The 26,416-nt window shown below is 60.8% G+C and carries 24 protein-coding genes; 5 read left to right on the forward strand and 19 right to left on the reverse strand.

Annotated features, from left to right (window positions below; translation table 11 throughout):
• Positions 1 to 11 precede the first annotated feature (11 nt).
• The 4 genes from ACP7BN_RS05095 to ACP7BN_RS05110 all read right to left on the reverse strand — a co-directional run bounded on the left by ACP7BN_RS05095 (position 12) and on the right by ACP7BN_RS05110 (position 3,534).
• Complete coding sequence (locus tag ACP7BN_RS05095) at positions 12 to 587, reverse strand: hypothetical protein (protein ID WP_426202130.1); 576 nt, start codon at positions 585 to 587, stop codon at positions 12 to 14.
• Positions 584 to 1,165, reverse strand: a complete 582-nt coding sequence (locus tag ACP7BN_RS05100; protein ID WP_426202214.1) for an RNA polymerase sigma factor — start codon at positions 1,163 to 1,165, stop codon at positions 584 to 586. The genes ACP7BN_RS05095 and ACP7BN_RS05100 overlap by 4 nt, the downstream gene beginning before the upstream one ends.
• A 29-nt stretch (positions 1,166 to 1,194) precedes the next feature.
• Positions 1,195 to 2,886, reverse strand: a complete 1,692-nt coding sequence (locus ACP7BN_RS05105) for a vWA domain-containing protein (RefSeq protein WP_426202132.1) — start codon at positions 2,884 to 2,886, stop codon at positions 1,195 to 1,197.
• Between the two features lie 87 nt (positions 2,887 to 2,973).
• Positions 2,974 to 3,534: a YbhB/YbcL family Raf kinase inhibitor-like protein gene (locus ACP7BN_RS05110; protein ID WP_426202135.1), complete on the reverse strand. Its 561-nt coding sequence runs from the start codon at positions 3,532 to 3,534 to the stop codon at positions 2,974 to 2,976.
• A gap of 138 nt (positions 3,535 to 3,672) precedes the next feature.
• Between ACP7BN_RS05110 and ACP7BN_RS05115 the strand changes: the two genes are divergently transcribed.
• Complete coding sequence (locus ACP7BN_RS05115; protein ID WP_426202137.1) at positions 3,673 to 5,202, forward strand: FAD-dependent oxidoreductase; 1,530 nt, start codon at positions 3,673 to 3,675, stop codon at positions 5,200 to 5,202.
• Here the strand turns inward: ACP7BN_RS05115 and pgaD are convergent.
• The 13 genes from pgaD to ACP7BN_RS05180 all read right to left on the reverse strand — a co-directional run bounded on the left by pgaD (position 5,195) and on the right by ACP7BN_RS05180 (position 21,286).
• Complete coding sequence (gene pgaD / locus ACP7BN_RS05120) at positions 5,195 to 5,728, reverse strand: poly-beta-1,6-N-acetyl-D-glucosamine biosynthesis protein PgaD (protein ID WP_426202140.1); 534 nt, start codon at positions 5,726 to 5,728, stop codon at positions 5,195 to 5,197. The two genes, ACP7BN_RS05115 and pgaD, sit on opposite strands and share 8 nt — an antisense overlap.
• Positions 5,728 to 7,077: a poly-beta-1,6-N-acetyl-D-glucosamine synthase gene (gene pgaC / locus ACP7BN_RS05125; RefSeq protein ID WP_426202143.1), complete on the reverse strand. Its 1,350-nt coding sequence runs from the start codon at positions 7,075 to 7,077 to the stop codon at positions 5,728 to 5,730. The genes pgaD and pgaC overlap by 1 nt, the downstream gene beginning before the upstream one ends.
• A gap of 1 nt (position 7,078) precedes the next feature.
• Positions 7,079 to 9,076, reverse strand: coding sequence for a poly-beta-1,6-N-acetyl-D-glucosamine N-deacetylase PgaB (gene pgaB, locus ACP7BN_RS05130; protein ID WP_426202146.1), 1,998 nt, complete (start codon positions 9,074 to 9,076; stop codon positions 7,079 to 7,081).
• 12 nt (positions 9,077 to 9,088) lie between these two features.
• Positions 9,089 to 11,569, reverse strand: a complete 2,481-nt coding sequence (gene pgaA / locus ACP7BN_RS05135; protein WP_426202148.1) for a poly-beta-1,6 N-acetyl-D-glucosamine export porin PgaA — start codon at positions 11,567 to 11,569, stop codon at positions 9,089 to 9,091.
• A gap of 259 nt (positions 11,570 to 11,828) precedes the next feature.
• Positions 11,829 to 13,334, reverse strand: a complete 1,506-nt coding sequence (locus tag ACP7BN_RS05140; protein ID WP_426202151.1) for a YdgA family protein — start codon at positions 13,332 to 13,334, stop codon at positions 11,829 to 11,831.
• 247 nt (positions 13,335 to 13,581) lie between these two features.
• Positions 13,582 to 14,217 (reverse strand): NADH:ubiquinone oxidoreductase subunit N, encoded by a 636-nt coding sequence (locus ACP7BN_RS05145; protein WP_426202153.1) that lies wholly within the window; start codon positions 14,215 to 14,217, stop codon positions 13,582 to 13,584.
• A gap of 93 nt (positions 14,218 to 14,310) precedes the next feature.
• Entirely contained in the window at positions 14,311 to 15,750 is a 1,440-nt protein-coding gene (locus tag ACP7BN_RS05150; RefSeq protein WP_426202156.1) for an efflux transporter outer membrane subunit, read from the reverse strand.
• Positions 15,747 to 16,634 (reverse strand): efflux RND transporter periplasmic adaptor subunit, encoded by an 888-nt coding sequence (locus tag ACP7BN_RS05155; RefSeq protein WP_426202158.1) that lies wholly within the window; start codon positions 16,632 to 16,634, stop codon positions 15,747 to 15,749. Before ACP7BN_RS05155 ends, ACP7BN_RS05150 begins: the two co-directional genes overlap by 4 nt.
• Complete coding sequence (locus ACP7BN_RS05160) at positions 16,631 to 16,840, reverse strand: DUF1656 domain-containing protein (protein WP_420651023.1); 210 nt, start codon at positions 16,838 to 16,840, stop codon at positions 16,631 to 16,633. The genes ACP7BN_RS05155 and ACP7BN_RS05160 overlap by 4 nt, the downstream gene beginning before the upstream one ends.
• A complete protein-coding gene (locus ACP7BN_RS05165; protein WP_426202160.1) occupies positions 16,837 to 18,909 on the reverse strand; it encodes an FUSC family protein in 2,073 nt (690 codons plus the stop codon). Before ACP7BN_RS05165 ends, ACP7BN_RS05160 begins: the two co-directional genes overlap by 4 nt.
• Complete coding sequence (locus tag ACP7BN_RS05170) at positions 18,906 to 19,334, reverse strand: MarR family winged helix-turn-helix transcriptional regulator (protein WP_426202162.1); 429 nt, start codon at positions 19,332 to 19,334, stop codon at positions 18,906 to 18,908. The genes ACP7BN_RS05165 and ACP7BN_RS05170 overlap by 4 nt, the downstream gene beginning before the upstream one ends.
• Positions 19,335 to 19,452: 118 nt before the next feature.
• Positions 19,453 to 20,940 (reverse strand): Fic family protein, encoded by a 1,488-nt coding sequence (locus ACP7BN_RS05175; RefSeq protein ID WP_426202163.1) that lies wholly within the window; start codon positions 20,938 to 20,940, stop codon positions 19,453 to 19,455.
• Positions 20,941 to 21,040: 100 nt separating this feature from the next.
• Positions 21,041 to 21,286 (reverse strand): DUF2789 domain-containing protein, encoded by a 246-nt coding sequence (locus tag ACP7BN_RS05180; RefSeq protein WP_426202165.1) that lies wholly within the window; start codon positions 21,284 to 21,286, stop codon positions 21,041 to 21,043.
• Between the two features lie 200 nt (positions 21,287 to 21,486).
• On the opposite strand from ACP7BN_RS05180, the gene ACP7BN_RS05185 reads away from it, so the two are divergent.
• The 4 genes from ACP7BN_RS05185 to ACP7BN_RS05200 all read left to right on the forward strand — a co-directional run bounded on the left by ACP7BN_RS05185 (position 21,487) and on the right by ACP7BN_RS05200 (position 23,665).
• Entirely contained in the window at positions 21,487 to 22,038 is a 552-nt protein-coding gene (locus ACP7BN_RS05185) for an NfeD family protein (protein ID WP_426202167.1), read from the forward strand.
• A complete protein-coding gene (locus ACP7BN_RS05190; protein ID WP_420651019.1) occupies positions 22,038 to 22,799 on the forward strand; it encodes a slipin family protein in 762 nt (253 codons plus the stop codon). The genes ACP7BN_RS05185 and ACP7BN_RS05190 overlap by 1 nt, the downstream gene beginning before the upstream one ends.
• Positions 22,800 to 23,001: 202 nt before the next feature.
• Entirely contained in the window at positions 23,002 to 23,367 is a 366-nt protein-coding gene (locus tag ACP7BN_RS05195) for a type II toxin-antitoxin system RelE/ParE family toxin (protein WP_426202169.1), read from the forward strand.
• Positions 23,360 to 23,665: an XRE family transcriptional regulator gene (locus tag ACP7BN_RS05200; protein WP_426202171.1), complete on the forward strand. Its 306-nt coding sequence runs from the start codon at positions 23,360 to 23,362 to the stop codon at positions 23,663 to 23,665. The genes ACP7BN_RS05195 and ACP7BN_RS05200 overlap by 8 nt, the downstream gene beginning before the upstream one ends.
• 105 nt (positions 23,666 to 23,770) lie before the next feature.
• On the opposite strand, the gene ACP7BN_RS05205 is transcribed toward ACP7BN_RS05200, so the two are convergent.
• Positions 23,771 to 25,345, reverse strand: coding sequence for an efflux transporter outer membrane subunit (locus tag ACP7BN_RS05205; RefSeq protein WP_426202173.1), 1,575 nt, complete (start codon positions 25,343 to 25,345; stop codon positions 23,771 to 23,773).
• Entirely contained in the window at positions 25,342 to 26,412 is a 1,071-nt protein-coding gene (locus tag ACP7BN_RS05210; RefSeq protein ID WP_426202176.1) for an HlyD family secretion protein, read from the reverse strand. The genes ACP7BN_RS05205 and ACP7BN_RS05210 overlap by 4 nt, the downstream gene beginning before the upstream one ends.
• Between the last annotated feature and the right edge of the window lie 4 nt (positions 26,413 to 26,416).

Here is a 26,416-nt window from a genome sequence, read left to right on the forward strand (position 1 = left end):
GGATTGGTTGGTCAGTTTTTGCGGATTTTTTTCAGTCGCAGGTCGAGATCGACGTTCGGGTAGCGTTTGTGCAGGTTGTTGAACAGGGTGTCGGCGGCTTGCGCTTGTCCGGATTCGCGCAGGCGCAGGAGTTCTCGCAGTTGCTCATCCAGACCGTTGACCGGGGCGGCGGCGCGTTTGGCGACTTTGGCTTCGTCCGCCGTGTCGGCGCTGATCGATTCGCTTTGCATGGGCGCAGCCATTTCGGCCATCGGTGCGGGCGCGGCCATTGAGCGGGCTTCTTTACGAGCGACTGGCGCGGCGGGTTTGGCGGCCGGGGCGAAATCGTATTGAGGCACGGATTCCGGCGCGCGCTGCACCAGTGACAGCATCAGCGCCACGCCGACCAGGCTGGCGAACGCCACTTGATAACGCGGTTTGCGGCACGCCTGGAGCCAGCGCTGCCATAAATCGGGCTTCGGTGCCGGGACTTGGCGCAGGGCCGCATCAAGAATGAACGCATCAAGCTGCGCCGACGGTTCGGCATTGTGCTGTTGGCGAACGTGTTTGAGCAGTTGCTCTTCGGGTGTCTGGCGGGCGTCAGTCATGTCAGTACCTCCTCGGCCAGCAGCCGACGCAGTTTTTGCTGGGCGTAGCGCAAGCGGCTTTTCACGGTTTCCAGCGGTGTTTCGGTGAGGCTGGCGATTTGCACCAGGTCGAGGTCGCCATGGGCGCGCAGCAGAAATACTTCGCGCTGGTCGGCGGGCAGGGTTTGCAGGGCGCTCTCCAAACGTTGGCTGTCACGGCTGAGGGACAAGAGTTGCTCGGGGTCGCTGGCGTCGTCGCTGATGGCGTGGGTCTGTTCGTCGTAGCTGTCGTGCAGCGGTTGCCGGGCGCCGTGTTTGCGCCAGTGATCGATCAGGCGATTGCGCGCAATCTGGAACAACCACGTACGAAATGTCGCGCGGCCTTGTGGCTGACTGCTGCTGCGGATCAGGCTGAGCCAGGTTTCCTGAAACACCTCGTCAGCCAGCTCCGGTTTACCGCTAAGTCCCAGCAAAAACCGGTACAAGCCCTGACGATGGCGAGCGTACAAGATCTCGAAAGCCGCGCCCTCGCCCTCGCGATAACGCGCCAGCAGCGCTTCGTCGCTGCTGGCTTCGGGGCTGTCTGCGGTGGCAAACAGCTGAGTGATGAAGCCTTTCAATCGGCTCACTATTCAATCCGTCGCTCAGTGTCGGTCAGATTCGATGCGGTGGTGATGCGCAGACTTTGCGCCAGCTGCACCAGTTGCACGAACTCGCTACGCAGGCCGAAGCGGTCATCACCACGGGCGCCGCGCGCCAGGGCTTCGGTGTCTTTCAGGCTGAATTCGCCAGTGTAGCGAGCGTCCTTGAGCTGTTGGGAAAACGCCGCGACCGCAGCGGCGAAGCGCAGATCCTCGCTGGCCGGCGTGACCTGATTGGCGATTGGCCGTTCGATCAGCAGACTTTTCCCACCGTCAGGCTGTTGATAACGCACACGCAGCATGGCCAATTCTCCGTTCTTCTCGGACATTTCGGCGCCGGTTTTTCCGTAGCGCAGCGGTTCCAGCCAACCCTTCTCACCCACCGGAACAATTTCATACAAGGCAGTCACCGTATGTCCTGCGCCGATTTCACCGGCATCGACTTTGTCATTGCTGAAATCCTCACGCTTCAGCGCGCGGTTTTCGTAACCCAGCAGACGATATTCGCTGACCTGCGCCGGGTTGAACTCAACCTGCAACTTGACGTTTTTCGCCACCACCGCGAGGGTCGAGCCGAGCTGATCCACCAGCACTTTGCGTGCCTCGCGCAGGTTGTCGATGTAGGCGTAGTTGCCGTCACCAGCGTCGGCCAGTTGTTCCATCAAGTGTTCATTGTAGTTATCCACACCGAAACCCAGAGTCGTCAGGGAGATCCCGGTTTTGCGTTTATCCACAGCCATTTGTTTGAGGCTGTCGAAGTCGCTGACGCCAACGTTGAAGTCACCGTCGGTGGCCAGCAGGATGCGGTTGATGCCCTTGGGGATAAATGCCTGTTGCGCCATCTGATAGGCCAGCTCGATGCCGGAAGCGCCAGCGGTCGAACCGCCCGCAGTCAATTGCTCGATGGCGCTGCGAATTTTGGCTTTTTCGCGTCCGGACGTCGGCTCCAGCACCACTCTGGATTCGCCCGCATACACCACCAGCGACACGCGATCCTGCTCGCGCAACTGATCGACCAACAATTTCAGGGTGCTTTTGACCATCGGCAATCCCTCACGGCGATCCATCGAACCAGAGACGTCCACCAGAAACACCAGGTTGGCCGGGGCCAGTTCCGCCACGGCGCGGTCGGAGGCTTTGATGCCGATGCGCATCAAGCGTGTGTGCGGATTCCATGGCGCGGCGGCCAGTTCGGTGGTCACGCCGAACGGCGAGCCATCGCTGGGCAGCGCGTAGTTGTAGGGGAAATAGTTGACCATTTCTTCCAGCCGCACCGCGCCTTCCGGTGGCAGGCGCCCCTGATTGAGCAGGCGCCGGACGTTGGCGTAAGCGCCGGTGTCGACGTCGGCGCTGAAGGTCGAAACCGGGGTTTCGGCAACGCTGTGGATCGGGTTATCAGCCAGCGCCTGATACTGCTCCCGCTGTTCGTCACGATAGCCCTGTGGATAACTTTCACCGGCCGGCATCGGCGCAAAACTGGCCATTGGCGCCGCACGCACGCTGCGTTTGGCCAGCGCGCCGTCAGCCTGCAACGCTTCGTGTTGCACCGCAGATTCAGGCTGAGCCGCAGGCGTCACAACGGCGGAGTCAGGATTGGAAGAAACGCCGCACCCGGCGATCGCCAGCAGCACACCGAAGGCGACAGGTCGCAACGAAGACAAAGGCAGGGAACGGGACATGGGGGCTGACCTCAGGAGGAAATTGATCCATTCATCCTGTGAGACGGGCAGCCCTTTCCGTTCGGGTTAAACGCCCTGAAAAAATTTTCAGCGGTGATAACGGCGCACCGCACTGCTGTTGCGCAGCACGTGGCCTTTGATCTTTTCCATCAGCTCGGCGCGGCTCAGACCGGCAGGCAGGGCGTCCGGCGCCAGATCCAATGCGTAGATCTGGATGATGTAATGGTGCGCACTGTCGCCGACCGGCGGGCACGGCCCCATATAGTGCGTGTTGCCTTTACTGTTGGTGCCGCCAACGCCTTCCAGAGCCGACTTGGCGCCAACACCGGCGGCAATCTGCCGGGTGGTCGATTTGATGCCGTAATGAATCCAGTGATCAACGCCCAGGCCCTTCTGACCGTCCGGATCGTGCATCACGATGGCGTAGCTTTGGGTGCCCGCAGGCCCGGCGTTCCAGCTCAGGGCCGGCGACTGGTTCTTGCCGCCGCAGCCGCTGGCATCGCTGGCCGCCGCCGAGGTGAACAGACGGTTATCCGAAACACCCGGAATGCTCAGGGTGAAGCGCTCCTGGGCCTGCGCCGGAAACTGCACGCAAAGTGCGACAGCAACGGCCGCCAGCCAAGGGTTGAGAGAGGTCAATCGGGTCATTCCGGGAGCACCTTATGCGGTTGGGCCGTCGTCGGCTTGCAAACTATAGCCGTACCGTTCGTACCTTGGCAGTGGCAAATGGCTGAACCTCGCGTTCCAGACCCAACTCGTATGAGAGACAGCCCATGGAGCGCGATCATGTCCCTGCACCTTGTTGCCCGTTTGACCGATGTGCCTGATGAGCGCGGTCTGCAAGTGCAGATCGGTGACTGCAAAATCGTTCTGCTGCGCACGGCCGGGCAATTGCGCGCATTTCAAGGCGAGTGCCCGCATGCCGGGGCACCATTGGCCGAAGGTGCGCTGTGCAATGGGCGACTGATCTGCCCGTGGCACAAGGCTGCGTTTCGCATTGAAGACGGCGCATTGTGCGAACCGCCGGCACTCGACAGTCTCAAGCGCTATCCGCTGGAACTGCGGGGAGATGAGGTATGGGTCGATGACCAGCCGCTGCCAGACCCGCACACGCCGCCCGAGGATGATCCGCGCACCTTTGTGATCGTCGGCGCAGGCGCAGCCGGCACCGCGTGTGCGGCAGCGTTGCGCGAAAAAGGTTTCGGCGGGCGAATCGTGATGATCGACCGCGAAGCCGACGCCGGTTACGACCGCACGGTGTTGAGCAAATTTGTCCTCGCCGGGGAGATGCCGCCCGAGGAAATACCGCCGTTGCGCGACGCAGATTTTTATCGCGAACAGCGCATCAACCGGCTTCAGGGCGAAGTCACCGCGCTCGATGCCGAAGCAAAAACCCTGCATCTGAGGGATGGCCGGGCACTCCATTACGACGCTGCCGTCCTCGCGACAGGCGCAATACCCAATCAGCTCCAGCTGCCGGGTGCAGACCTGCCGCAGGTATTTGTCCTGCGCTCCAAAGCCCAGGCTGAAAGCATCATCAACAGCGCTAAACCCGAGCAGCGCGCAGTGATTATCGGCGACAGTTTTATCGCCCTGGAATGTGCTTCGGCGCTGCGCCAATACGGGCTCGAAGTGACGGTGCTGGCGCGCCACGCGATTCCCTTCGCGGCGCAATTCGGCGAAGCGGTCGGCACCGCGATCCGCGCATTGCATGAAGCCAACGGCGTGAAATTCATCACCGAGCACGCGGCCACCGAGATTGTCGGCGACGGCAAGGTCGAAGCGGTGCTGCTGGACAATGGCCTGCGCTTGTCGGCGGATCTGGTGGTGGCGGGAATCGGCGTCAAACCGGCGACCGCGCCGTTCGCCTCACTGACGCGCGAGGGCGATCAATCGCTGCGCGTCGATGACGGCATGCGTGTCGCCGATGGTCTGTGGGCCATCGGCGACATCGCCACCTTCCCGCTCAGCGGCCAGCCGCAACGCATAGAACACTGGCGTCTGGCGCAACAGCACGGGCGGATTGCCGCGGCGAACATGCTCGGCGGCGAGGAACATTACCTCGACGTGCCGTATTTCTGGACCTGGCATTTCGGCAAGAACTACGACTATCTCGGGCATGCCGAACATTGGGACGCCGTCGAATTCATCGGCGAACCGCAGCAGCCGCCCTTCATCGGACTGTTCGGCGAGAACGGCATCGTCGTGGCCGCCGTGGCCTGTGAAGAACAACGGGCGATGGCGTTACTCGCCGAGCGCATGAAGCAGCCGTTGTCGATGGAGGACGCGTGGCGGCTGATTCGCGAGATCAGGTGATACGGTTCACCGGCTCGCGGTTGTCATCGTCCTCGGCGTGCAAAAAGATCACCCGTGGATGCTCCTGCGGAGCCAGCGGTGCCGGCAGTTCCTGCTGATGCACCGGCCAGAAATGCGGCACCACATGGCTGACGTCGCCTTCCTGGTCGTTGTGAATGGTCATCACGCCTTGACCGCGAAGCTGCTGCAAGCGGTCGCCACAGAGCTTGAAGCTTTTGCTCAATCCCGCATCGTCAACCACCGGTGAAGGTAAACGGCGCTGAGCGAAGCTGCGGCTTTTGCGCTGTTGATAACGCGCCCAACCGATCAGGATCAGCGCGTTGACCAGCGCCACCCACAGGTAAATCTGCAGAGTGCCCAGCGCATCAAACGCCGGGTTGTCCAGCCGTGGGCCGCCCTCACGGGCTTCAATCAATGGCCACAAACCGCTTACCAACAGATAGAGCAGGCCGATCCACGCGAGCACGGTGAAGACCGCATCGATCACAACCAGAAACGGCCGTTGGCGGGTCCGGATGATTTTCATTAGAGAACCTCCTCTTCATCGTTCAGCGGTTTGATGCCACGGTCGGGACTGACCCAACGGGCACGTTTCTGATGTTGGCCAAACAGCACTTTGGGGAAGCTGACCAAGGTGGTGAGCAAACTGACCAGCCAGAACGCAATCGGGTACCAGACCACCCAGAACATGGTCTTGCCCAGGCCCGGTTCGTAGCGGCGGTCGATGATGATGCTGACCGCGAATTGCACCAGGCAGACGAAGGCCAGCAGCAACCCGGTAAATGCCGGCGGCATCAGGTGATCGACGGCGATGGCTTCAGGCATGACCACGAATTTGCCGACGCCCCAGAAGATCACCGACAGCAGGAAGGTGAAGGCCCAACCCGTCGACAGGCAGTATTCGAACAGCAGCGGCCACAGGTAACGATGGCGGTACTGCCAGATCCCGCGAATGTTCTTGAACAGCACCTCGGCGCCGCCCTGAGCCCAGCGCAAGCGCTGCTTCCACAAGCCGCCGAGAGTTTCCGGCATCAAGATCCAGCACAGCGCGCGCGGCTCGTAGAAGATGCTCCAGTGGTCGAGTTGCAGCTTCCAGCTGATGTCGATGTCTTCGGTGATCATGTCCGGGCTCCAGTAGCCGACCCGGTGCAACGCGCTGCGGCGGAACGCGACGATCACCCCGGACACGGTGAAGATCCGCCCGAACACCCGCTGCGTACGTTTGATCAAACCGATGATCGAAGAGAACTCGCCGACCTGCACCCGTCCGACCAATGTCGAACGCGTGCGAATCCGAGGATTGCCTGTTACCGCACCGAGCCGCGCGTTGTCGAGCATCGGCGCCACCAGATAAGCCGCAGTGTTCGGCGCCAGCAGTGCATCACCGTCGATGCACACCAGATACTCGCTGCGCGCGGCAATCGCACCCATCCGCAGCGCAACAGCCTTGCCCTGGTTTTCCGCCAGATGCAGGACGCGCAAACGCGGGTCTTCCTTGGCCAGTGCATCGAGCACTTCGGCGGTGTTGTCCTTGGAGCCGTCGTTGATCGCGATGACTTCGATGTTCGGGTAATGCTGGGCCAGCGCCGCGTGGATGGTGTCGGCGGCGTTTTCACCTTCGTTGTAGCAAGGGATCAGGATCGAAATCAGCGGCTCGCCGGCCAATGGTGGCGGCAGTGTGTCGTCCTTCCACGGCCAGTGCCGCTCCCAGTGCAGCCAGAAATATAGGCCGCCGGCTATCCACAGTCCGGACATGAACAGCGGGTAGAAGAACACGAAGTCCATCAGGAACTGCCCGGTGACCAGGAAGATCAGCCCCAGCGGCACGCCGAGGACGAGCGCCAGAACAAGCAGGGCTAACAGTCTATCCAGCATGTTATGGATTCCATTTATTGGAGAGTGCAGGCCGCACGGCTTTGAGGTCCGGCAGGTTCTCGAGGAAGTTATCCGGGTAGTAACCGAAACTGGTCGCGCCCTGACGCTTGAGCGTGCTCATCCAGTCGGCCAATAGCTGGCCGTCGATGTCGGCCTGATCCTTTTTCGTCCAGTCGCGCGCCTGCAATTCGAACACCGTACGGTTCAGCGCACCCGGGCGCGCCTTGACCGTTGCCACCAGCTCTTCGAGCCAGGGATTGGATTGCGCATGGGTCTGTTTTTCCATGAGCGGCATGGCCATCGGCGCCGTCCAGTCGTAGGTCGCGAGGAAGTCGTCGAGGTTCTGTGCGAACCACGCTTCGCTCTCGGGATTGAGCATCGGCTCGGCGAAAATATTGCGCGCGGTCTGCACCTGCGGGCCACGGATCGCCCGCACCTTGGCGGTAAGTTCTTTGGTGAAGTCGATCAGGTAGCGGCTCTTGAACCGCGTCCAGCGCTGCAGCGTCGCCGGGTCGCCGCGCAAGGCGCTGATCGAACCGGGCAAGCCGTTGGCGGCGTAGACCTTGAGCGCTTGCGGGCTGGCGTCTTCGAAGTCCGACAGCACCGCATCGTCGTGATAGAGCACGCCGTCGACCGATGTCAGGCGCGCGAGGTCTTCGTAGATTTCGCCGATGATCCGCCGGACTTCGGGATCGAACGGCGACAGACGTTTGTACTGCTGCGGATCGACCGAAGTGCTGCCGGTCTGCGGATCCCAACGGGTGACCCGTGGCAGCTTCGAATCCAGCGCAAAACTCAGCACTGGCATCCACGCATAGACCTTCACATGCGCACGGGTGCGCAGTTGCCAGGCGACGCGGTCAAAGATGTCGGCGCGCACCGGCAAGTGACGGTTGGGAAAGTACAACGAGTGCACCAGACCATCGCCTTTAGGATCGCCAAAGGCTTGCAGGAACACCGTGTTGGCGCCCATGTCAGCCATGCGCTGCACCAGTTTGCCGAGGTTGATGTCCTGCTGTGCCGGGTCCGGGTCGTAGACGTTGTCCAGATCCACATGCACCACGCGCATTGGCGCTTCGGACTGCACGCCGACGATGCTGTTGGCGAAGTGTTCGCCATCCGGGTCGGACGCCACGAGGAAGCGTGGGCTGCTCATCAGGTTGTCGAGGGCGTCGAGCCCGTCGTCGAGCGTCAGGGCCATTTCGTAGCCCTGCTCGCCGACCACCGTCAGCGAAGTGCCGTCCGCCGCGCCGTAAGGCCAGACCCACACGCGCGGTTTGCTGCCGGTGACCTTGCGGATTTTTTCCGAGATCGCCGCTACGTCTTTGCGAATGCGCGCCTTGAATTCGGCCTCGGTTTCATATTGCTTGGTGACCGCGTTGTATTGGCGGGTCGCGGCGGCCGGTTGCAGGTTGCCCTGCGGGTTGGCCAGCACGCCTTTGTGGTTGGCGTCGGTGTGGGCGGCGATTTCCACCAGCCCCGATTTTGAAATTTCGCGGACCTGCTCCCAGGTCAGGAAGTCCGAACGCTGACGCGGGGTGCCGGCGAAATCCACCGGTTGATTCAGCGGCGTATCGATCCAGCTGCCGACCGGCGCCAGCAGCGCGGGCCAGTTGTAGGCGCGCAGCACCGGCAACACGCGGGTGTAGAAGCTTGAATAACCATCGTCGAAACTCAGCAAAATCGCACGCGGCGGCAGCTGCGGCCCGCCCTTGCGTGCGGCCATGATCTGATCGACTGTCACCGGCTGATAGTTGTTCTCGCGCAGCCAGGCGAGCTGCTCGATCATGCGCTCGGTGCGCACCGCCACCACGGCCTGATCGGGATCGCGATCTTCAACGTCATGGTAGGCAATGCCCAGCACGTGGTTTTTCGGCCACGGTTTTTCGTTGGCCGCGACCGGGCGTTCGGACGGAGGCGTGAACGCCGGAGCTTGCTGGGCGCAGGCGCTGACCACCAGCGCTCCCAGCAAAAGGATGAAACGCGAGATAAAAGGCATCTTCAAACTCTTCTAGAAGCGGAAAGTGAGGTCGACGAGCAGACGCAGATCGGTTTCCCGATCACCGTCGTAAGGCCGGTTGATCGCGCTCAACATGCCGCCCACCTCGAACACGTCGTTCCAGGCGTAACGCTGGCCGTAGCCGACCAGTGCCATGCCGCCGGTGCCGTGATCGCGCTGACTGTACGTACCTGCGCCGAGCTGGAATTGCTGGCTCCAGGCAGTTTCGTAGCGGTGGTAGAGCACGTGGTTGACGTTGAGCAACGGCATCACGCTGAAGTCCGACTTCGGGTTGAAGTACGGCACGTCGTCTGACTTGGAGTTGTGGCTGGTGGCGACTTCCAGACCGGCATCGACCTGCACGTTGGGCGCGCTGTAAATACCTTCCCGGCCAGTCAGCAAAGCTTCGACGCGGTTGTTGCCGTCGCTGAAGTGCGACGGGCTGACCGACAGTCGCCACTCACGGCTTTCGTTGGCGCGCCAACGGATGAAACCACTGCCGCCGTTGGCGGTGATATCGCTGTTGAGCGCGCGCAGAGGCGTTTGCGCCGACAGGTATTCGAGACTGCCGCCGTATTGCCAGTGGTCGTTGATGTCGCGGGCGATCGCCAGGCGCGCGCCCTGCTTGTCGCCGAAACCGTAGGAGTGGTTGGAGACTTCGGCTTCGAGGGTCATGTCGCGGGTGCGGCGCTCCAGACCAACACGCTGGAAGCGGTGATGGCCGGTGCCTTCGGCAAAGTCACCGGTGGCGTAGCCGGCGCCGGCGAAGACGCGCCAGTCTTCATTGATTGGCGGGCTGTACAAGGTGCTTTCGATCCCGAAATCCTTGCTGCCGGTGACCGCGCCGGTATCGCCACTATCACCGCCGTAAGCCTTGCCACCGTAGGCCTCGACGCGCAGTTCGGACATGTCATGCACTTCGCGCTCGCGGGCCAGCCGCTGCACTTGGCGGTTGTCCGGGAAACGCGCAACCACGTCGTCAGTCAGCGCATCCATCTGCCGCCATTCCTGCAACTGCATGGCGGTGCGCGCTTGCGCGACTTCGAGTCCCGTGTCGCGCGGCGCCATGCTCTCGGTTTCCTTGAGCTGGTTTTCCGCGCGGCGCGGCCACTCGCGGGCCAGATACAAATCTGCCTGGGCCAGACGCAGGCCGATATTGCCCGGTGCCTGGTCGACCAGCATCTGCAAGCGTTCTTCGCCGTGGGGCAAGTCGGAACCGTAGGTGCCGGCTTGCGCCGCGAGCTGCTGGGCGTCCATCCATTCGTCGTTGGGGTTGCCGACCGGCAAGCCCTTGAGTTCGATGCGTGGACGCTGGGCCTTGGCCAGTTCCTCGGCAACCTTGCGCGCTTCATCGGCGCGATCGCTTTCCAGCAGCGCGTAGTACAACGCGGTGCTGTCTTCGAGGCGATCGCCGACGTCGGCGTCGGGGGTCGAGAGCACTTGGCGATAGAGGTCGGTGGCGATTTCCGGTTCGCGCTGATCGAGATACGCAGCGGCCACCCAGCGCAAGGCATAGGTCGGAATCTGTACGCCTTCAGCTTGCAGCTTCTGGTATTCGCGGATGACGTCGGCAGTGCGCGCACGGGCCTTGAGCGCGCCCATGCGGTCGATGCGCCAGCGCGTCACGTCTTCGCGAGCAGTAGCGTCCGGCGTCCAGGTCGCGAGCAATTTGTCGTAGTCGGCCAATGCACGGTCGGCGATCACGTAGCGTTCTTTTTCACTGCGCGTGGCGAGTTCGGCGAGGCGTACGCGTTCGGCCGCCAGATCACCTTCGAGGCGGCGCAGGGTTACCGGATCAAGCAGCCCTGGCCGTTTGTTGGCCAGACGCAGCGCCGGCTCCGGCAGACGGGCCTTTTGCAGGGCGACTACATATTCGCGGGCGACTTCCGGTTTGCTCCCGGCGCGAATGAACGCCTGATCGTATTCGAACAGCGCGTCGTACTGCTTGCCGGCGCGGCTCAAGGCGTATCCGAGCGCGAGGCGCCGGGACGGATCATCGGGTTTGGCGGCGACCAGCGCTTTGGCGCGCGTCACGGCCTCGTCAGGTTTGCCGGAATCGGCTTGAGTCAGCGCCAGACCGAGTTGCAGATCGGCATTATCCGGCTCCAACGCCAAGGCCTTGTTGTAGAGCTGCGTCGCCTGATCCCAGCGCTTGAGGTTGCGATAGGCGCGTGCGGTGGCAGTCAGTGCCTGCACCGGCAACACCCGATCGCGGCCCTCGGTCTCGTAGACCTTGACCACTTCGGCATCGAGCCCGGCCCAACTGGCGATTTGCAGGTGATCGCTGATCTGCCCGGTGCTCGACTGGCCCGGCGGCACCTGCCGCAGCACGCTCAGCGCAGGCGTGTAATGTCCGGCCCGCGCATCGAGCACCATTTGATCGTAAGGCGTGTCGGCGAACGCAAAGGCCGGCCAGAGCAACTGGCTGCACAGCGCGATTCGAAACAACGGGCGTAAACCACGATGTAATACAGGACCATCATTACGCGGCATTCGTCAGCATCCTTACATGGCCAGCCGGGTCGCGATGCGCCCCTTGCCCAAATTCGTAACGGAGGCCGTAGCAGTCGCCCACGGCCAAGCTTATCCAGCCAGTCTTGCACGCAAGAGCAGGTCAACATTCACAACGCAATAATTGTTCAGATTCATGACGGATTGGCTGTCAGCGCTGGCCAGAACCCGAACGCCAGACAGCAAAAAGCCCGGCATCTGCTACGCGCAGAGGCCGGGCTTTTCGAGGTAACCCGTGGGGTTACTGTTGCTGAGTAACGCCAGCAAACTTGCTCATCAGGAAGCTGACAAACTGCTCGACGGTCATTTTCTGGCCGTTGAATTCCACCTGATTGGCGGCGTAATGCAGCTTGGTCGACACGTTAGTACCGTCCAGGGTCGCCAACTGCGTACCGACTGCCATGCCGGCGAACATGTCGGCGGTGGCGGTGGCCTGCTCGACAATGGTTTTAGGGTCGGTCTGACCGTCAACTTGCGCCTGCACGCTGAGCAGATCGACCATCATCGGCTTGGACACCTGCACATTGATGTCGAGCAGCGCGATCAGCTGTCTGGTCAGTTGATCCGGCGGCAGATCCATCGACGCTGGTTTGGTCAGGTCGATGACCATGGTCGCGCGGCTCTCGCCGTTGGCGGTTTTCAGCGAGAAGTTTTCCAGCGCCAGTTGCGGGCCGGCGGCCAATAGCTTTTGCAGGTCAGCCTTGACCTGGGTTTCTTCGGCCGGGGTCAGTTTCAGCTCTGGAGCCGGCAGACCGGCGGCGGTTGCCTCGGCAGCGGCTTTCTCGTACGGCTGCAGTTTGGTCTGATAAACCTGCATCAGCGACATGGCCGACGGAATGTCGAGGTTCTTCAGGCTCATGGCCAGATTGGCCTCACCGATCTTCTTGTCGTTGAGCGTTACCTCACCGATTTTGTAGTCAGCACGGCCGGAAGCGCTGGTGCCTTTTTCTTCGGTGAGGTTCTTCATCTCGAAGTTCTTCACACCCAACACCGATTGCTTGGCGCCGAAGGTGGTTTTGCTGCTGGTCAGTTCCAGAGTGTTGGAGCCGGTGTAGTAGCCGTAGCTGCTCTTGGCGAGGTTGCTGGCCAGCGTCAGGCCATTGAGTTCGATTTGTACCGGCGTCTGGTCTTCAGCAACCGAGGTCAGCTTGAAGCTGTCCATGTAGCCGTCGGCTTTGACCTTCTGCGCCTGGGCACTGGCGGAAATGTCCATGTTCAGGCCGGAGAATTTCAGGCTCGACTTGTCATCCAGCGCGGTTTCCAGCGGCAGCAGTTCTAGGTTGCCGGTGGTCGACTGGTCGTAACCGATGTTCACCACACCCTTGAGCGGCGCCGCGCCGTTGGCGGCGGCGAACCATTTTTCAGTGGTCGGGGTCTTTTCCAGCTCGTAGTGACTGGTGGCCATGACCGGCAGCCATTTCAGCGATACCAGACGCGAGAACGGCAGCGGGCCGTGTTCGATATGGTCGACGAACAGCAACTCGACCGGTGCCTCGCCGAACATTTCGCCCTCGCCCTTGAGGCGGTAGTGCGCGGTGCTGCTGAAGGTGCCGCGTTCCAGCGAAACCAGCTCCAGCGCCGCCGTGCCGTTGGAACCGGCCATGGCGGTTTGCAGCTCTTTGTTGGCATCGACGACGGCAGTGTTCAACACGCCTTCGATTTTGGTGCCGGTGTACCAGGCCCCGCCGGCACTGATAGCGCCGATGGCAACAACAATTCCGAGAAGCACGCCTGCTGATTTATTCATGAATGACCTGATCGATTCCGTGGCTGAAAGTGTGGTCGTCTTCCCTGAACCCGTATCCGGGTCGCGGCTCGACTCCGCTGAATTTAGCGGTGGAGATTAGCACTGGCCACGCGGGGTGACCGAATGTTTAAAGGTTAAAGAGTGTCTATGGACCACAGAAAAGCAAAAAGATCGCAGCCTGCGGCAGCTCCTACAGAGGAACGCATTCCAGTGTAGGAGCTGCCGCAGGCTGCGATCTTTTAAAAGGTCAGGAATACTGGACTTCGATCTCATCGAGTTGATGATCAAAGCTTTTGAGCCGCGCGGTCCAGGTGTACACCAGAACCTCAAAATCCCGATCAATCACCGCCCCGTTCGGCCCGTCGCTGCGCGGGTCGCAGAAGTCCAGTTGATAGCGCTCGCGGGCCATGGCCGTGGCGACATCGGAGAGCTCACGCGCATTGTTCAGCCAGTGCCAGCCTTCCTCGTCAATCTGCTTGTCGAGTTCCAGACACTGCTTTTTCAGCGCTTCGAGGCTTTTTTCCAGCGGCGTGCCGGTGAGTTCGCCCATGACTTCGGCAAACGTGCGTCCGGGCTGCCAGTAACTACCCCAGAAATAGCGGTCGAACACGGTTTCGACCCGGCGCAGCGCAACTTTGGTGTCCCAGATCAGCACCAGAGTCTTGCCCTGTTCGAGTTGGCGTTTCTTGGTGCGCTGCACCTGAACAGACGCCCACGCCACCACGACGATGGACATGACACCGATCAGCGCCACCGCGCTGTCGAGGAAGATCATGGCCTTGTCGAGCTGGTGAGCGAGCATGATGCCGTAGAAATAGGCGGCCGAAAGCAGCACCAGCGCGACGATGGCGCACCAGAAGCCGAGAGCGTAAGGGTTTTTCATTATTGTTTCCCCTGGACCCACGCAAGCAATGGGCGTTGGAACGGGCGCTTTGCACGGGGCGCCCCTCCAACACTTCAAAGCATAGACGCGGCGTCAGGGTTTGCTGGCGCTTGAGGCTTGCGTTCGTCCGCTTTCCCATCCGCCGCCGAGGGCGAGGAACAAATCGATCTGGCTCATCGCTACCTGAGTGTTGGCGGCGGCCAGTTGCGCGGTAACGTCGGTGTAAGTGCGCGTGGCTTGCAGGTCGGCGAGGAACGACGCCCGCCCGGCCTGGAAGAAGCGGTGCGTCTGATCAGCGGCCAGTTGCGCCGACTGCTCGGCATCGGCCAATGCGTCGCGGCGCTGGAGCAAGGCGCTGTATTGCGCCAGACCGGTCTGGGTCTCACGGATCGCGTTGAGCACCACGCCGTCGAAATGCGCCAGCGCACCTTGGGTCGATGCCTCCGCTTCACGAATCCGCGCGCGGGAGCCGTTGGACGGCACAGTCCAGGTCAGCAACGGGCCGAAGCCCCAACGGTTGGCGGACGGCTTGCCCAGGTTCTCCAGCAGGCCGACGGTGCCGACCGTCGCGCCAATGCTGATGTCCGGGTACAACTCGCCGGTAGCGATGCCGATCCCGGCGGTCGCAGCCGCCAGCCGACGTTCGGCCTGACGCACGTCCGGGCGACGTTTAAGCAGCGTGGCGCCGTCGCCGACCGGCAGCAATTGCGCAATCTTCGGTAACTCGGCGCAATCGCGGGTGCCGGCCGGCAGTTGATCGACCGGTTTGGCCAGCAGCATCGACAAGCGGAACAGTCCGGCCTGACGCGCTGCTTCGTAACGCGGCAGTTCAGCGCGCAGGGATTTGAATTGGGTTTGCGAGCGGGTGACCTGGGTTTCATCACCGCGCCCGGCATCGCGCAAGCGCTGAGTCAGGCTCGTACTCTGCGCTTGCAGATCAAGCGAATGCTCGGCAATTTCGCGTTCTTCATTGGCCGCGCAGACTTGGGTGTAAGCACGCACCACGTCGGCGACTACGGTGATGCGCGCAGTATCCGCAGCAGCCTGAGTCGCATCGGCGTTGGCCTTGGCACCCTCGATACCGCGCTGCAGCACGCCGAACAAGTCGAATTGATAAGAAGTGGTAATGCCGATATCACCGACGTTGCCCACCGGCACCTTCTCCGGCAACAGGAAGGCTTCGCCCGACTCCTGCAAGCGCTGGGCCCCCAGCTTCACGCCGCCGCTCCAGCCACCCGCCGCTTGCGCCTCATCCACCTGAGCCCGGGCTTTCGACAGATTCGCCGCCGCCACGCGTAAATCGGTGTTGGACGCCATCGCCTGCTGGACCAATTGATCCAGGCGGGGATCCTGATACAACCGCCACCAGTCGCCCGGCACCGGCGCCGATATCACATTCTTGTCACTCACCAGATCGCCCTGAAAATCCGCGCGATGCACGGCGGCCTCGTCCGGCAAATGATAGTCCGGCCCCACCACCTGACAGGCCGAGAGCAACACGCCCAACCCGGCGATCATCAGGGCTTTGCTCATTTCGCAGGCTCCTGCGGCTGATCGTCGATGATCGACACGGTGGCGGTACGTCCGGCGATCATGCGGAAATCGGCCGGCACTTCGTCGAAGGCAATCCGCACAGGAATGCGCTGCGCCAGCCGTACCCAACTAAAGGCCGGATTGACGTTCGGCAACAAGTTGCTGCCGCTGCTGCGGTCGCGATCTTCGATGCCGGCGACGATGCTTTCGACATGCCCGCGCAACCGCGCAGGGTCACCGATCACCCGGATGTCCACCGACTGACCGACATGGATGCCGTTAAGCTTGGTTTCTTCGAAATATCCGTCGATATGAAAGGAGTTGCTGTCGACCACCGACAACACCGGCCGCCCGGCGGTGACGAACTCCTGCGAGCGCGGCGCGCGGTCGTTGACGTAGCCGTCCACCGGGCTGCGAATTACCGAGCGATCCAGATTGAGCTGCGCGCTGTCTACCGTCACCAGCGCTTCGGCCAGTGCCGATTGCGCACGCGCCACCCGCGACTGACTTTCTTCCAGCTGTTCGGCCGGCACCAAATTGCCCAGGCCACGGTTACGCTTGGCTTCGCGCTGCGCCTGAGCGAGGGTTTCTTCGCGGTCGGCGACGGCGGCTTTGGCCTGGCGCAGGGCCAGTTTGAAGCGGTCCTGGTCGATGCTGAACAGCACCTGGCCGCGCTTCACTAGCTGGTTGTCCTTCACTTCGACCTGCTGGATCAGACCGGAAACGTCCGGCGCGATCTGCACGATGTCGGCGCGAATGTGCCCGTCGCGAGTCCAGGGCGCGAACATGTAATACATCACCATGCGCCACACCATGACCACGGCGAACGTCACGATCAGCAGAGTCAGCACCACGCGACCAATAGTCAAAAACGGTTTTTTCATGTCATCAGGTATCGACTGAGTGAGTCCACGACGCCGAGCATTACGGCGTAGAGAGCCACGTTGAACAATGCCCGGTGCCAGACCAGACGGTAGAAGTGCAGGCGCGTGAGCACGGCGTGCACCAGCAGAAACAGGACATAGGTGATGCCCATCAGGATCAGCAGGGTCGGCAGGAAAATGCCGCTGACATCCAGATCACCGATCATAGGGGGGCTCCATCAATGCCATGAGGCAGCGGTTCTTCGGCATCGCTGCTGCCGACAAATTCAACGCCGGGTAACAGCGCCAGACGCAAGCCGCTCAAGGCGTGCAGCAGGTGCAGGCGGGTTTCGTCATCGCCGTGGCCATTGAGCGCACGGCGCGTGCGATCCATGGTCATCAGCAATGCGCTCGGCGCCGCCAAGCGTTCGCCAGCCTTGAGACAAGCCCTGAAGTATTCGCCGACCTCGGCCACCACTTGCTGCAACAGTGGGCGCGGTACGCCGGTCACTCGCGGGGTGTAGGCGAGCAAGTCGAGCAGGTTGAGTCCGACCCGCACTTCGCGCATGGCGATGCCGGTGTCCTGACCGGTAATCGCCAGCCGTGGCAGGTGCTGCATCAGACGATCGAGCATTTGCACGCCCAAATGCCGGTGCTCGGCGAGGTTGGCCGGCTCGGTCATGCTGACGATATCTTTCCAGCTGAAACGCGTCAGGCGCTTGGCCGCCAGCTCAGCACCGAACGGTCGCGCGATCAGCGTCCAGATAAACGCGAACAGCAAGCCAACCGGGCCAGCCAGGTTGGAGTTGGCGAAAGCGAAAAAGTCCGCGTCGTAAGCGCCCTGAATACTGATGAACGACGAGGTGTTGACCAGCGTCAGCAGCATGCCGAGATAGAAGCGCGGCTGCACCGTCAGCGTACCAACGCAAATGAACGGCACGGCAAACGCCAGCACCAGCATCGGGAAGTCATGCAGGTTCGGCAGGACCAGAAACAGATACAGACTGGCGAACAGTACCGACATCCCGGTCCAGAAAAAGAACCGGTAAATCTGCGGCGCCGGGTCGTCCATCGAGGCAAAGAAACTGCACGCCACCGCCGCCAGAATCACCGCGCTGCCGCCGTCGGTCCAGCCGAGCAGAATCCACAGTACCGAGGCGACGATGATCGCCAGAATGGTCGAGGCCACCGAGTACAGCATCAATCCACGGTCTAGAAACGGTGACAGTCGCCCGAGTCGCCAGTGGCGATATACCGCGCGCCAGTTGTCCTGGCGGTCACACAGAATCGCGTCTTGCAAACTGCGGCAGTCTTGCCACAGATCGATAAATTCACCGAGGCGATACAGCGCGTTGGAAAACAGCAATTGTTTGCGATCTTCCAGTGCCGCCGCGCTCGGTTGTTCGGCTTCGAGCTGATCCTTGAGGGCTTGCCAACGCTCGAGGTCAGCGTCTTTGTGGGCAAGCCATTCATTGGTCGCGGCAAGCAACGGCGCGAATTTGTCGACCAGCTCCGGCGTGCGCCGCTCCAGTGCGTACAGCGCGTCTTCGAGGGCGTCGATCACCGGCAGCAGATGGATCATTCGCCCGCGCAATTCCTTGGTATTGCGCACGGTTTGCGGACGGGCGCCTTCGTGCGGCAACTGGCCGATCATCAATTCGAGGCTGTTGAAACTGCCGACCATGGCCATGCGCAGCGCAGTGATTTCTTCCGGCTGCACGTTGCGGCTGAGGAAGCGCTGGCTGTAGGTCGACGCGTCGGCGAACCACTTGCTCACCGCATCGTTGAACACTGGCGCCAAGCGGCGTGGCCAGAACATCGCGCCGACTACAGCGGCGACGGCGATGCCGAGGAAAATCTCTTCGGTGCGCGCCTCGGCCACGTCCCACACCGCCAGCGGGTTATCCACAACCGGCAGGGCAATCAGCGGCAAGGTGTAACCGGCGAGCATCAGCGCATAGCTGTTGGCGGTGCGCAAATGCAGGGACAGGAACAACAGAATTCCGGTCCACAACGCGATCACCACCACCAGCACATATGGGCTCTGCACAAACATCGGAACGAAGAAAACCGCCGCCGCCGCGCCGAGAAAAGTCCCCACCGCGCGGTACAGCGCCTTGGAGCTGGTCGGCCCGACAAACGGGCTGGAGACGATGTACACCGTGGCCATCGCCCAATACGGACGCGGCATCTGCATCAACATGGCGATGTACAACGCGATCATCGAGGCAGCGAAGGTACGCACGCCGTAGAACCAGTCGCGTGCCGGGGGCATGCCGGTGAAAAAACCTTTCACGGATTGAGCACCGATGGCGGGTTGGCCGCCTCAAAGGCTTTGAGTACCCGAAGCGTAGCTTCCAGATCGCGCTGGTCGATGCCTTCGAGAACTTCATGGCGCAGACGCACCAATTCAATCTCCACCGCTTGCACCAGCTCACGGCCGGTGTCGGTCAGGCTCAGGCATTTGGCGCGGCGATCCTGCGTGTCTTCGGTGCGGCAGACAAACCCGGCATGACACAACTGATCGAGCAACCGCACCAGCGAAGGACTCTCCATCCCCGCCGCCTGCGCCACTTGCACCTGACGCACGCCCTCGCCCAAGCGCCCGATCATCAACAACGGCACGGCGCAGGCTTCGGAGATCCCGTAGTTGACCAGCGTGGTCTGGCAGATCTTCCGCCAATGCCTGGCGGCCACCACCATGGCACTGCTGATGTTCATCTGGAGAGCGTCGAGGGAATTCGGCACGAGGGAAAACACACACTGTTAGTTTGCTAACTATCAATATGGCATTGGAGGGGATTTTCAGTCAAGTTTTGAAACAAATTCGCTGTGCCGATCAGCTCAGCTTCTCCGACTCAGACCAGAATGGAGCAGCAACCTGTTCGATGAACTCAAAAACGTCCTCCGCCACACTGTACTGAAACTGTTTGCGCCGGTTCTTGGAGACCTTGCCGTCATTATCCAGGCACATCATCACCAGTTTCGACAGGTCACTCCCCCGGACGTCAAAGCGCTCGTTCACCGCTTTGACCACATGGTCGTAGCGCTCCAGAAACCTGGTTTCTTCGAGTAGCTCTACTTCGAGCGCGCGACGGGCCATGCGCAGTGTGAATTCGGCGCATTCAGTTGCATCCCAGTAGCGGTACATCGACGGGTGCCCGACAAATTCGAACGCCATCTGGTCCGCATCCAGCCAGGTGACGTTCCAGAAATCGCGTGCAGGTGTTGAAAAACCTTTCAACGCTTGCAGATAGCTTGGTTCCTCATGCTTCATCGCTACCGAGACGGGTAGCAGCAAACCATTTTGCAGTGCCCCGGAATGACACAGCGTCTGGTGAATCAGGAAGCGTGAAAGTCGGCCATTACCGTCCATAAACGGATGAAGAAAGACGAAACCGAAAGCCACAACAGCAGCCGCAACCAGCGGATCGACCTGCTGCGCCTTGCGATTGGCGAAGCCCATCAGCTCCTCCATCAATTCACGACACAAGTCCGGCGCAGGCGGGACATAGCTAACCCCCGCCGCTCCTCTCAAACCGTTATGCAGATGGTTTTGCTCGTGACGGAACAACACCGCTTTATCGAAAGGATTTGAAACGGTGCTGTTCTGCAGTTCGACCAGATAGTCTTCGCTCAACTCTGTCCGCTCATGAGCCTGGCGCAGCAACCGAACGAACCGGCGTGATTTCTCTTCGCTAGGCTCTTCTTTTTCTATGGCAAACGAGTCACGGGTTTCGTGCAAATAGGCCCAATTGATTGCGCGATCCATCATTTCTGGCGGCAGCGTTGCCATGAACGCCTGCGCTCGATCAATGATGTCGAGATCGAGCAGGGCTTGCAGTTCCTCGGTTCGCTCGACGGTGGCGCAATACTGCAATGAACCCAAGCCATTGAAAGCGACTCGCCAGCGGCTGTTACGTATCGCAGGTCCAGTGACGTAGCGTTGAGGATCGAATAGGGCAACCACACTTCCCCGAACCGGCACGGAGTATTCCAATTGCCTGCCGGTAAAGCTTTCCCATAGAAAGCACGCTTTTCGTATAAACACTCCATTTGGCGATTTCGCCAGCTCAGCGATCAGCGCCTCAGCCTCCAGGGTCTCAAGCGCCTGAGCAAGAATGCTCAAATTGATGCCTTCATGTTTAAGCGCGAACAGGATGTGTTCCAGTGTGGAGCCTTGGGCAGGTGCCACCGCCTGCGGGACCGCCAGGCAATCGCCGATCAAAGTGATGCGCGTAACGGGCTTAATCATTGCAGTGCGCTTGGGCGCAAATGCTTTGAGACTAAGAGCGTCTTTCAGGTACGCATATCCAACCGTCGGCATGGCTATATCCATAGTAAAAATTCACTGCAGCGATTAAAGCCCAGTTTTTTTTACCCGGCCTATGTTTTTTTTACATTTCAGACTTTTCCGACAGTTTTTTTTACACATTCCTACCCTTCCTCAACATCACATCCAACTGATCCACCACCTCCGCCCAATCCGCATCCTCCAGAATCTCATCACGCAAAAAAACCGCCTGGCTCTGGGTCCAGAAGAATGCGTCCGACAAGTGCAGTTCGGGTTTCAGCGGCGAATGGGTGGCGATGAATTGGTCGATGCTGATCGGGTCGTTGGGCAGGCCGAGTTGTTTGAATAGCGATGGGAGGCTGTGGGTTGGGTCTTCCATTTACGGTCTCCTGTGGAATGTGCGGTGACTGAGAGATTTTTTCGCGGGCAAGCCACGCTCCCACAGGGGATTGAGGTGACTGTGCTTGAAAGTCTAGACCCGCAGGCCAGCCGCGCAGGCAATTCCGCCCACTGGCGGCGCTCAACAACTGATCAAAATTCATACAGCGGCGCGCTCAACTAGACTGGAGGAACAACTCCATGAATCTCGCGGAGGGTCGCGTGAACACCCGTAGCTGTGCGTTGCTGTTTTTCATCCTGCTGAGCGGATCGGCCCTCGCTGCGGATTCCCCGCTGCCAGCGGTCAGCCCGGTCGGTTTGTGGTTGATCACGCTGGGCATCGCGTTTTTGATCGCCGAAGCCGCGCTACCGAACTACGGAGTGATCGGTCTCGGCGGCATCATCATGTTCGTGATTGGCGCGTTGATTCTGGGTAACGCCGAGTTGCCGGTGCCGATGATGATCGGCCTCGGTTTGATCAGCGCATTGCTGTTGATCGCGCTGGTGATTCGCGCGCTGAAAACCCGACCGCGCGAAACCGTCAGTGGCGATTCCGGGCTGCTCGGCAGCGTCACGCCGATCACCACCGTGCAGGCCGATGATGCTTGCAACGGCTGGGTGCAATTGCAAGGAGAACGCTGGCAGGTGTTGAGCGCCACACCGCTGCACGCCGGGCAACCGGTACGCGTGGTCAGTCGCAAAGGCTTGTTGCTGCAAGTGGCCGCGACTGACGCGGCACCGCACGGAGAGTGATCATGGGTCTGCAAATCGGTTTTGTCGCACTGCTGCTGTTGCTGATCGCCCTCGCCGGCGCGACGTTCCGCATCCTGCGCGAATACGAGCGTGGCGTGGTGTTCCAGCTCGGACGCTTCTGGCAGGTGAAGGGGCCGGGGTTGATCTTGCTGATTCCGGTGGTGCAGCAAATGGTTCGGGTCGACTTGCGCACCATCGTTCTCGATGTACCGCCGCAGGACGTGATCACTCGCGATAACGTCTCGGTCAAGGTCAACGCAGTGCTGTACTTCCGCGTGCTCGACCCGCAGAAGGCGATTATTCAAGTCGAAGACTTTCTCATGGCCACCAGCCAGTTGGCCCAGACCACCCTGCGTGCGGTGCTCGGCAAACACGAACTGGACGAATTGCTCGCCGAACGCGAACGCCTGAACATCGATATCCAGCAGGTGCTCGACGCACAGACTGATGTCTGGGGTATCAAGGTCGCCAACGTCGAAATCAAGCATGTCGATCTCAACGAATCGATGGTGCGCGCCATCGCCAAACAGGCCGAAGCCGAACGCGAACGACGGGCCAAGGTGATTCACGCCGAAGGTGAACTGCAGGCCTCGGAAAAACTCATGCAGGCCGCCGAAATGCTCGGTCGCCAGCCCGGCGCCATGCAGTTGCGCTATATGCAGACGTTGAGTTCGATCGCCGGCGACAAGAGTTCGACGATTGTCTTTCCGCTGCCGATCGAGTTGCTCAAGGGGATGGCGGATTTGTCGGCGAAATCTTGAAAGGAATCAGCGTTTCGAAGTGGAACAGTCGCGCCCTGGAGACATTCTTCAGCAACCGACCCAGTAGCAAGGGCGATTAGCATCAAGCGAAAGGCGATCACTCACCGGCAGGTCTGGCGCATTCAAGCAGAACCGGCTAGGGTGCAACCTATCGAAAATATAACCTTGATGGAATATTCCATAAAGGTCATATTCCGAACCCATGAAATGGGATATCGAATACACCGACGAGTTCGGCAGCTGGTGGGAAGATCTGACTGAAAACGAGCAGAGCTCTGTGGCTGCAAGCGTCAAACTGCTAGGCCAATTCGGGCCAGGTTTACGCTTTCCACACAGCAGTGCAATCAATGGTGCGCGACACAGTCATCTGCGGGAATTGCGAGTTCAACATGCCGGGCGACCTTACCGCATCCTGTACGCATTTGATCCCAGACGCTGTGCGTTGCTATTGATCGGAGGAGACAAAACCGGTCAGGATCGCTGGTATGAAGTCAACGTTCCGCTCGCCGATCAGCTGTACGATGAGCATCTCGCAACACTGCGCAAAGAGGGTTACAAAGATGGCTAAGAAATTTGCCGAACTCGAAGCGCGTATGACACCCGAAGCCCGGGCGCACGCCGATTCGATCTATGAACAACACATTAAGGAAATGCCACTGAACGAGTTGCGACAGGCCAGAGCCTTGAGCCAGGCCACGCTTGCCGAGACATTGCATATCAATCAGGCGGCGATCTCGAAAATGGAACGCCGCACCGATATGTACATCAGCACGTTGCGCAATTACATCCGCGCAATGGGCGGTGAACTTGAGATCATTGCCACGTTTCCTGACGGGCAAATCAAAATTGAAAATTTCGCGAGTTGAGAGCTAAAAGGCTGCTCAGCCCGCGATTTTTCGATTGTGTGATTATTGAGTCAGGCTCGTTACTTTCAAGACGGCGCGGGCCTTCCCGCGCTCTGCGCGCAAGCCTCAACGCTGCGCCATCTCCCCCACCGGATACACCGACTCCCAACCCCCACCCAACGCTCGATACAACCCGACCATTGCCAGCGACACGCCAGTCGAGCTTTCCACCCACTGTTCCTGAGTGGCGAGTAGTGCACTCTGTACGGTGAGGACGTTGACGAAGTCGACCACGCCTTCGACGTACTGCTGTTGCGCGGTGCGCAGGGCGATCTGGTTCTGGCGCACGGCTTCGGCGAGGCTGTCGCGGCGGCGCTGGCTGGCGTTGTAGGCGGTCAGTTGGTCGTCGATCTCATGCCAGGCGCGCAGCACGGTTTGCTGATAGGCAATGGCTGCGTCCTGCTGCTGAGCTTCACGCAATTGCAGCACGCCGCGCAGGCGCCCGCCGTCGAACAGCGGCAGGCTGAATTGCGGGCCGATACCGAAAGCGCGTGAGCCCCATGAGCCGAAATCGCTGAGCTGCATGGCTTGCGAACTCAGGTTGCCGGACAGGGTAATGCGCGGATAGAAATCACCCTTGGCCACGCCGATGTTGGCCGTGGCGGCGTGCAGCGCGGCTTCGGCCTGGCGGATATCCGGACGACGTTCGGCCAGTTGCGACGGCAACCCGATGGCGACCTGGGGTGGCGACTGCGGTACCGGGGCGTCTGTGGATAACTGTTTGGCCAAGGCTTGCGGCGGCTCGCCCATCAACAGGCTGATCGCGTTGATCAGTTGTGACTGGCGTTGCTCCAGCGCCGGCAGGCGCGATTCGATGGCGGCGACTTGCGCGGCGGCTTCGGCGACGTCGAGATCGGTCGCGACGCCATCGTTCAGGCGCAGTTGCGAGAGTTTCAGACTGTGCCGGGCGACGTCGAGATTCTGCTCGGTCACCGCGCGAGTGTTCTGCACGCCACGCAGCTGGATGTAGTTCTGCGCGGTATCGGCAAGCACTGCCAGCAACACCCCACGACGGTCGTTTTCCGCGACTTCCAGATTAGCGTCGGCGGCTTCGGTTTCGCGGCGTACGCGGCCCCAGAAATCCAGCTCCCACGAAGCGGAAAAACCGGCATCCCACAGATTGAACGCGGAATCGCCGTCGTGCCCGGACGGATCGTTCAAGCCTTTGCCGCTGTTGCGTTTGCGGCCATAACTGCCGGTAGCCGCGGAATTGGGGTAACGCTCGGCGGTGATCACCTGGCGTGCGGCGCGGCTTTGTTGCAGGCGACTGCTGGCGCGTTTGAGGTCGAGGTTGCTGCTCAACGCGCGCTGGGTCAGGGCTGACAATTGTGGGTCGTGGAATACCTCCCACCAACGTTCGTTCATGGGCTCGCTGACCGCCTGGCTCGGAGCGCTTTTGGCCGGTTTTGCCCATTCGCTGATTTGCGTGGCTGCGGGTTTCTCGAAGTCCGGGCCGACAGTGCAAGCGGTGAGGCCCGCAGTCAGCAAGACACTCAGGGTGAGTCGCTGCCACTGGCCCAATCGCTGGCAAGCCAGCTCCCACAGGGGACTCTGTTTGCAATCGAGACTTTGGACAGCCTGCACAACGCCTGTGGGAGCTGGCTTGCCAGCGATGGCGTCAGACGATTCAACAAAAATCATCGCTGCGTCACCTCGCGCACCGAGGTCGCCGAGCTCTTGGTATCAATGCTCGCCTCCACCGACATCCCCACGCGCAGGCGTTCAGCCAATGGCTGACCCGGCTCGAGCAAAATTTTCACCGGAAGCCGCTGCACGACTTTGGTGAAGTTGCCGGTAGCGTTATCCGGTTTCACCGCTGCGAAGGTCACACCGGTAGCCGGGGCGATACTTTCGACACGGCCGGTAAGCACTTCACCGCCAAGGCTGTCGACGCGGATCTGCACGTCCTGCCCCGGCTGCACATCAGTCAGTTGGGTTTCCTGAAAGTTTGCGACCACATAAGCCTGCTTCAGCGGCACCACCGCCAGCAGTTTGCTGCCCGGCGTCACATAAGCGCCGACGCGCACGGCGCGCTCGCCGATCATGCCGTCCTGCGGCGCGGTGATGCGCGTGTAGGACAGCTCGAAACTGGCGATCTCCAGCGCCGCTTGCGCGTGCTTCAAGCCACCTTCGGCTGCATCGCGCTGGGCGCTGAGAATGTCGACCTGCTTGCGTTCCGCCGCAAGTTTCGCGGTGGCGGTGTCGAGCTTGGCGCTGGCCTGATCGATCCGCGTACGCGCCTGTTGCGCGTTCTGCACCGTACCGGCACCAACGCCCGCGAGGTGGTTGTAGCGATTGAGTTCTTGCTGAGCAAAAGCCATTTCAGCCTTGGCCGAAACTACCGCAGCCTGCTCCTGGGCAATCACCGAGGTCTGGCGCTCCAGCGTCGCTTTGGCATTTTGCAATTGGGCGCGAGCGACCAGGGTTTGCGCATCGGCCGCCTCGGCGGCGGCGCGCAGATCGCGATCATCGATCAGTGCGAGTAACTGTCCCGCCTTCACTTGCTCGTTGTCCTCCACCAGCACTTCTTTGATGAAGCCCGACACACGCGGCACCACCAACGTGAAGTCAGCGGAAACATAGGCGTCGTTGGTGTTCTGCTGCGTGCGTTTGCCGAACAGACCCGGCACCGCCAAGTACAGCAACACGCCGACAGCCAGTGCAGCCGCCACGGCGACGGCGATTTTTTGCTTTGCTTGAGTCGTCATAAAA

The sequence above is a fragment of the Pseudomonas sp. TWP3-1 genome (assembly GCF_049896625.1).
Lineage (GTDB): Bacteria > Pseudomonadota > Gammaproteobacteria > Pseudomonadales > Pseudomonadaceae > Aquipseudomonas.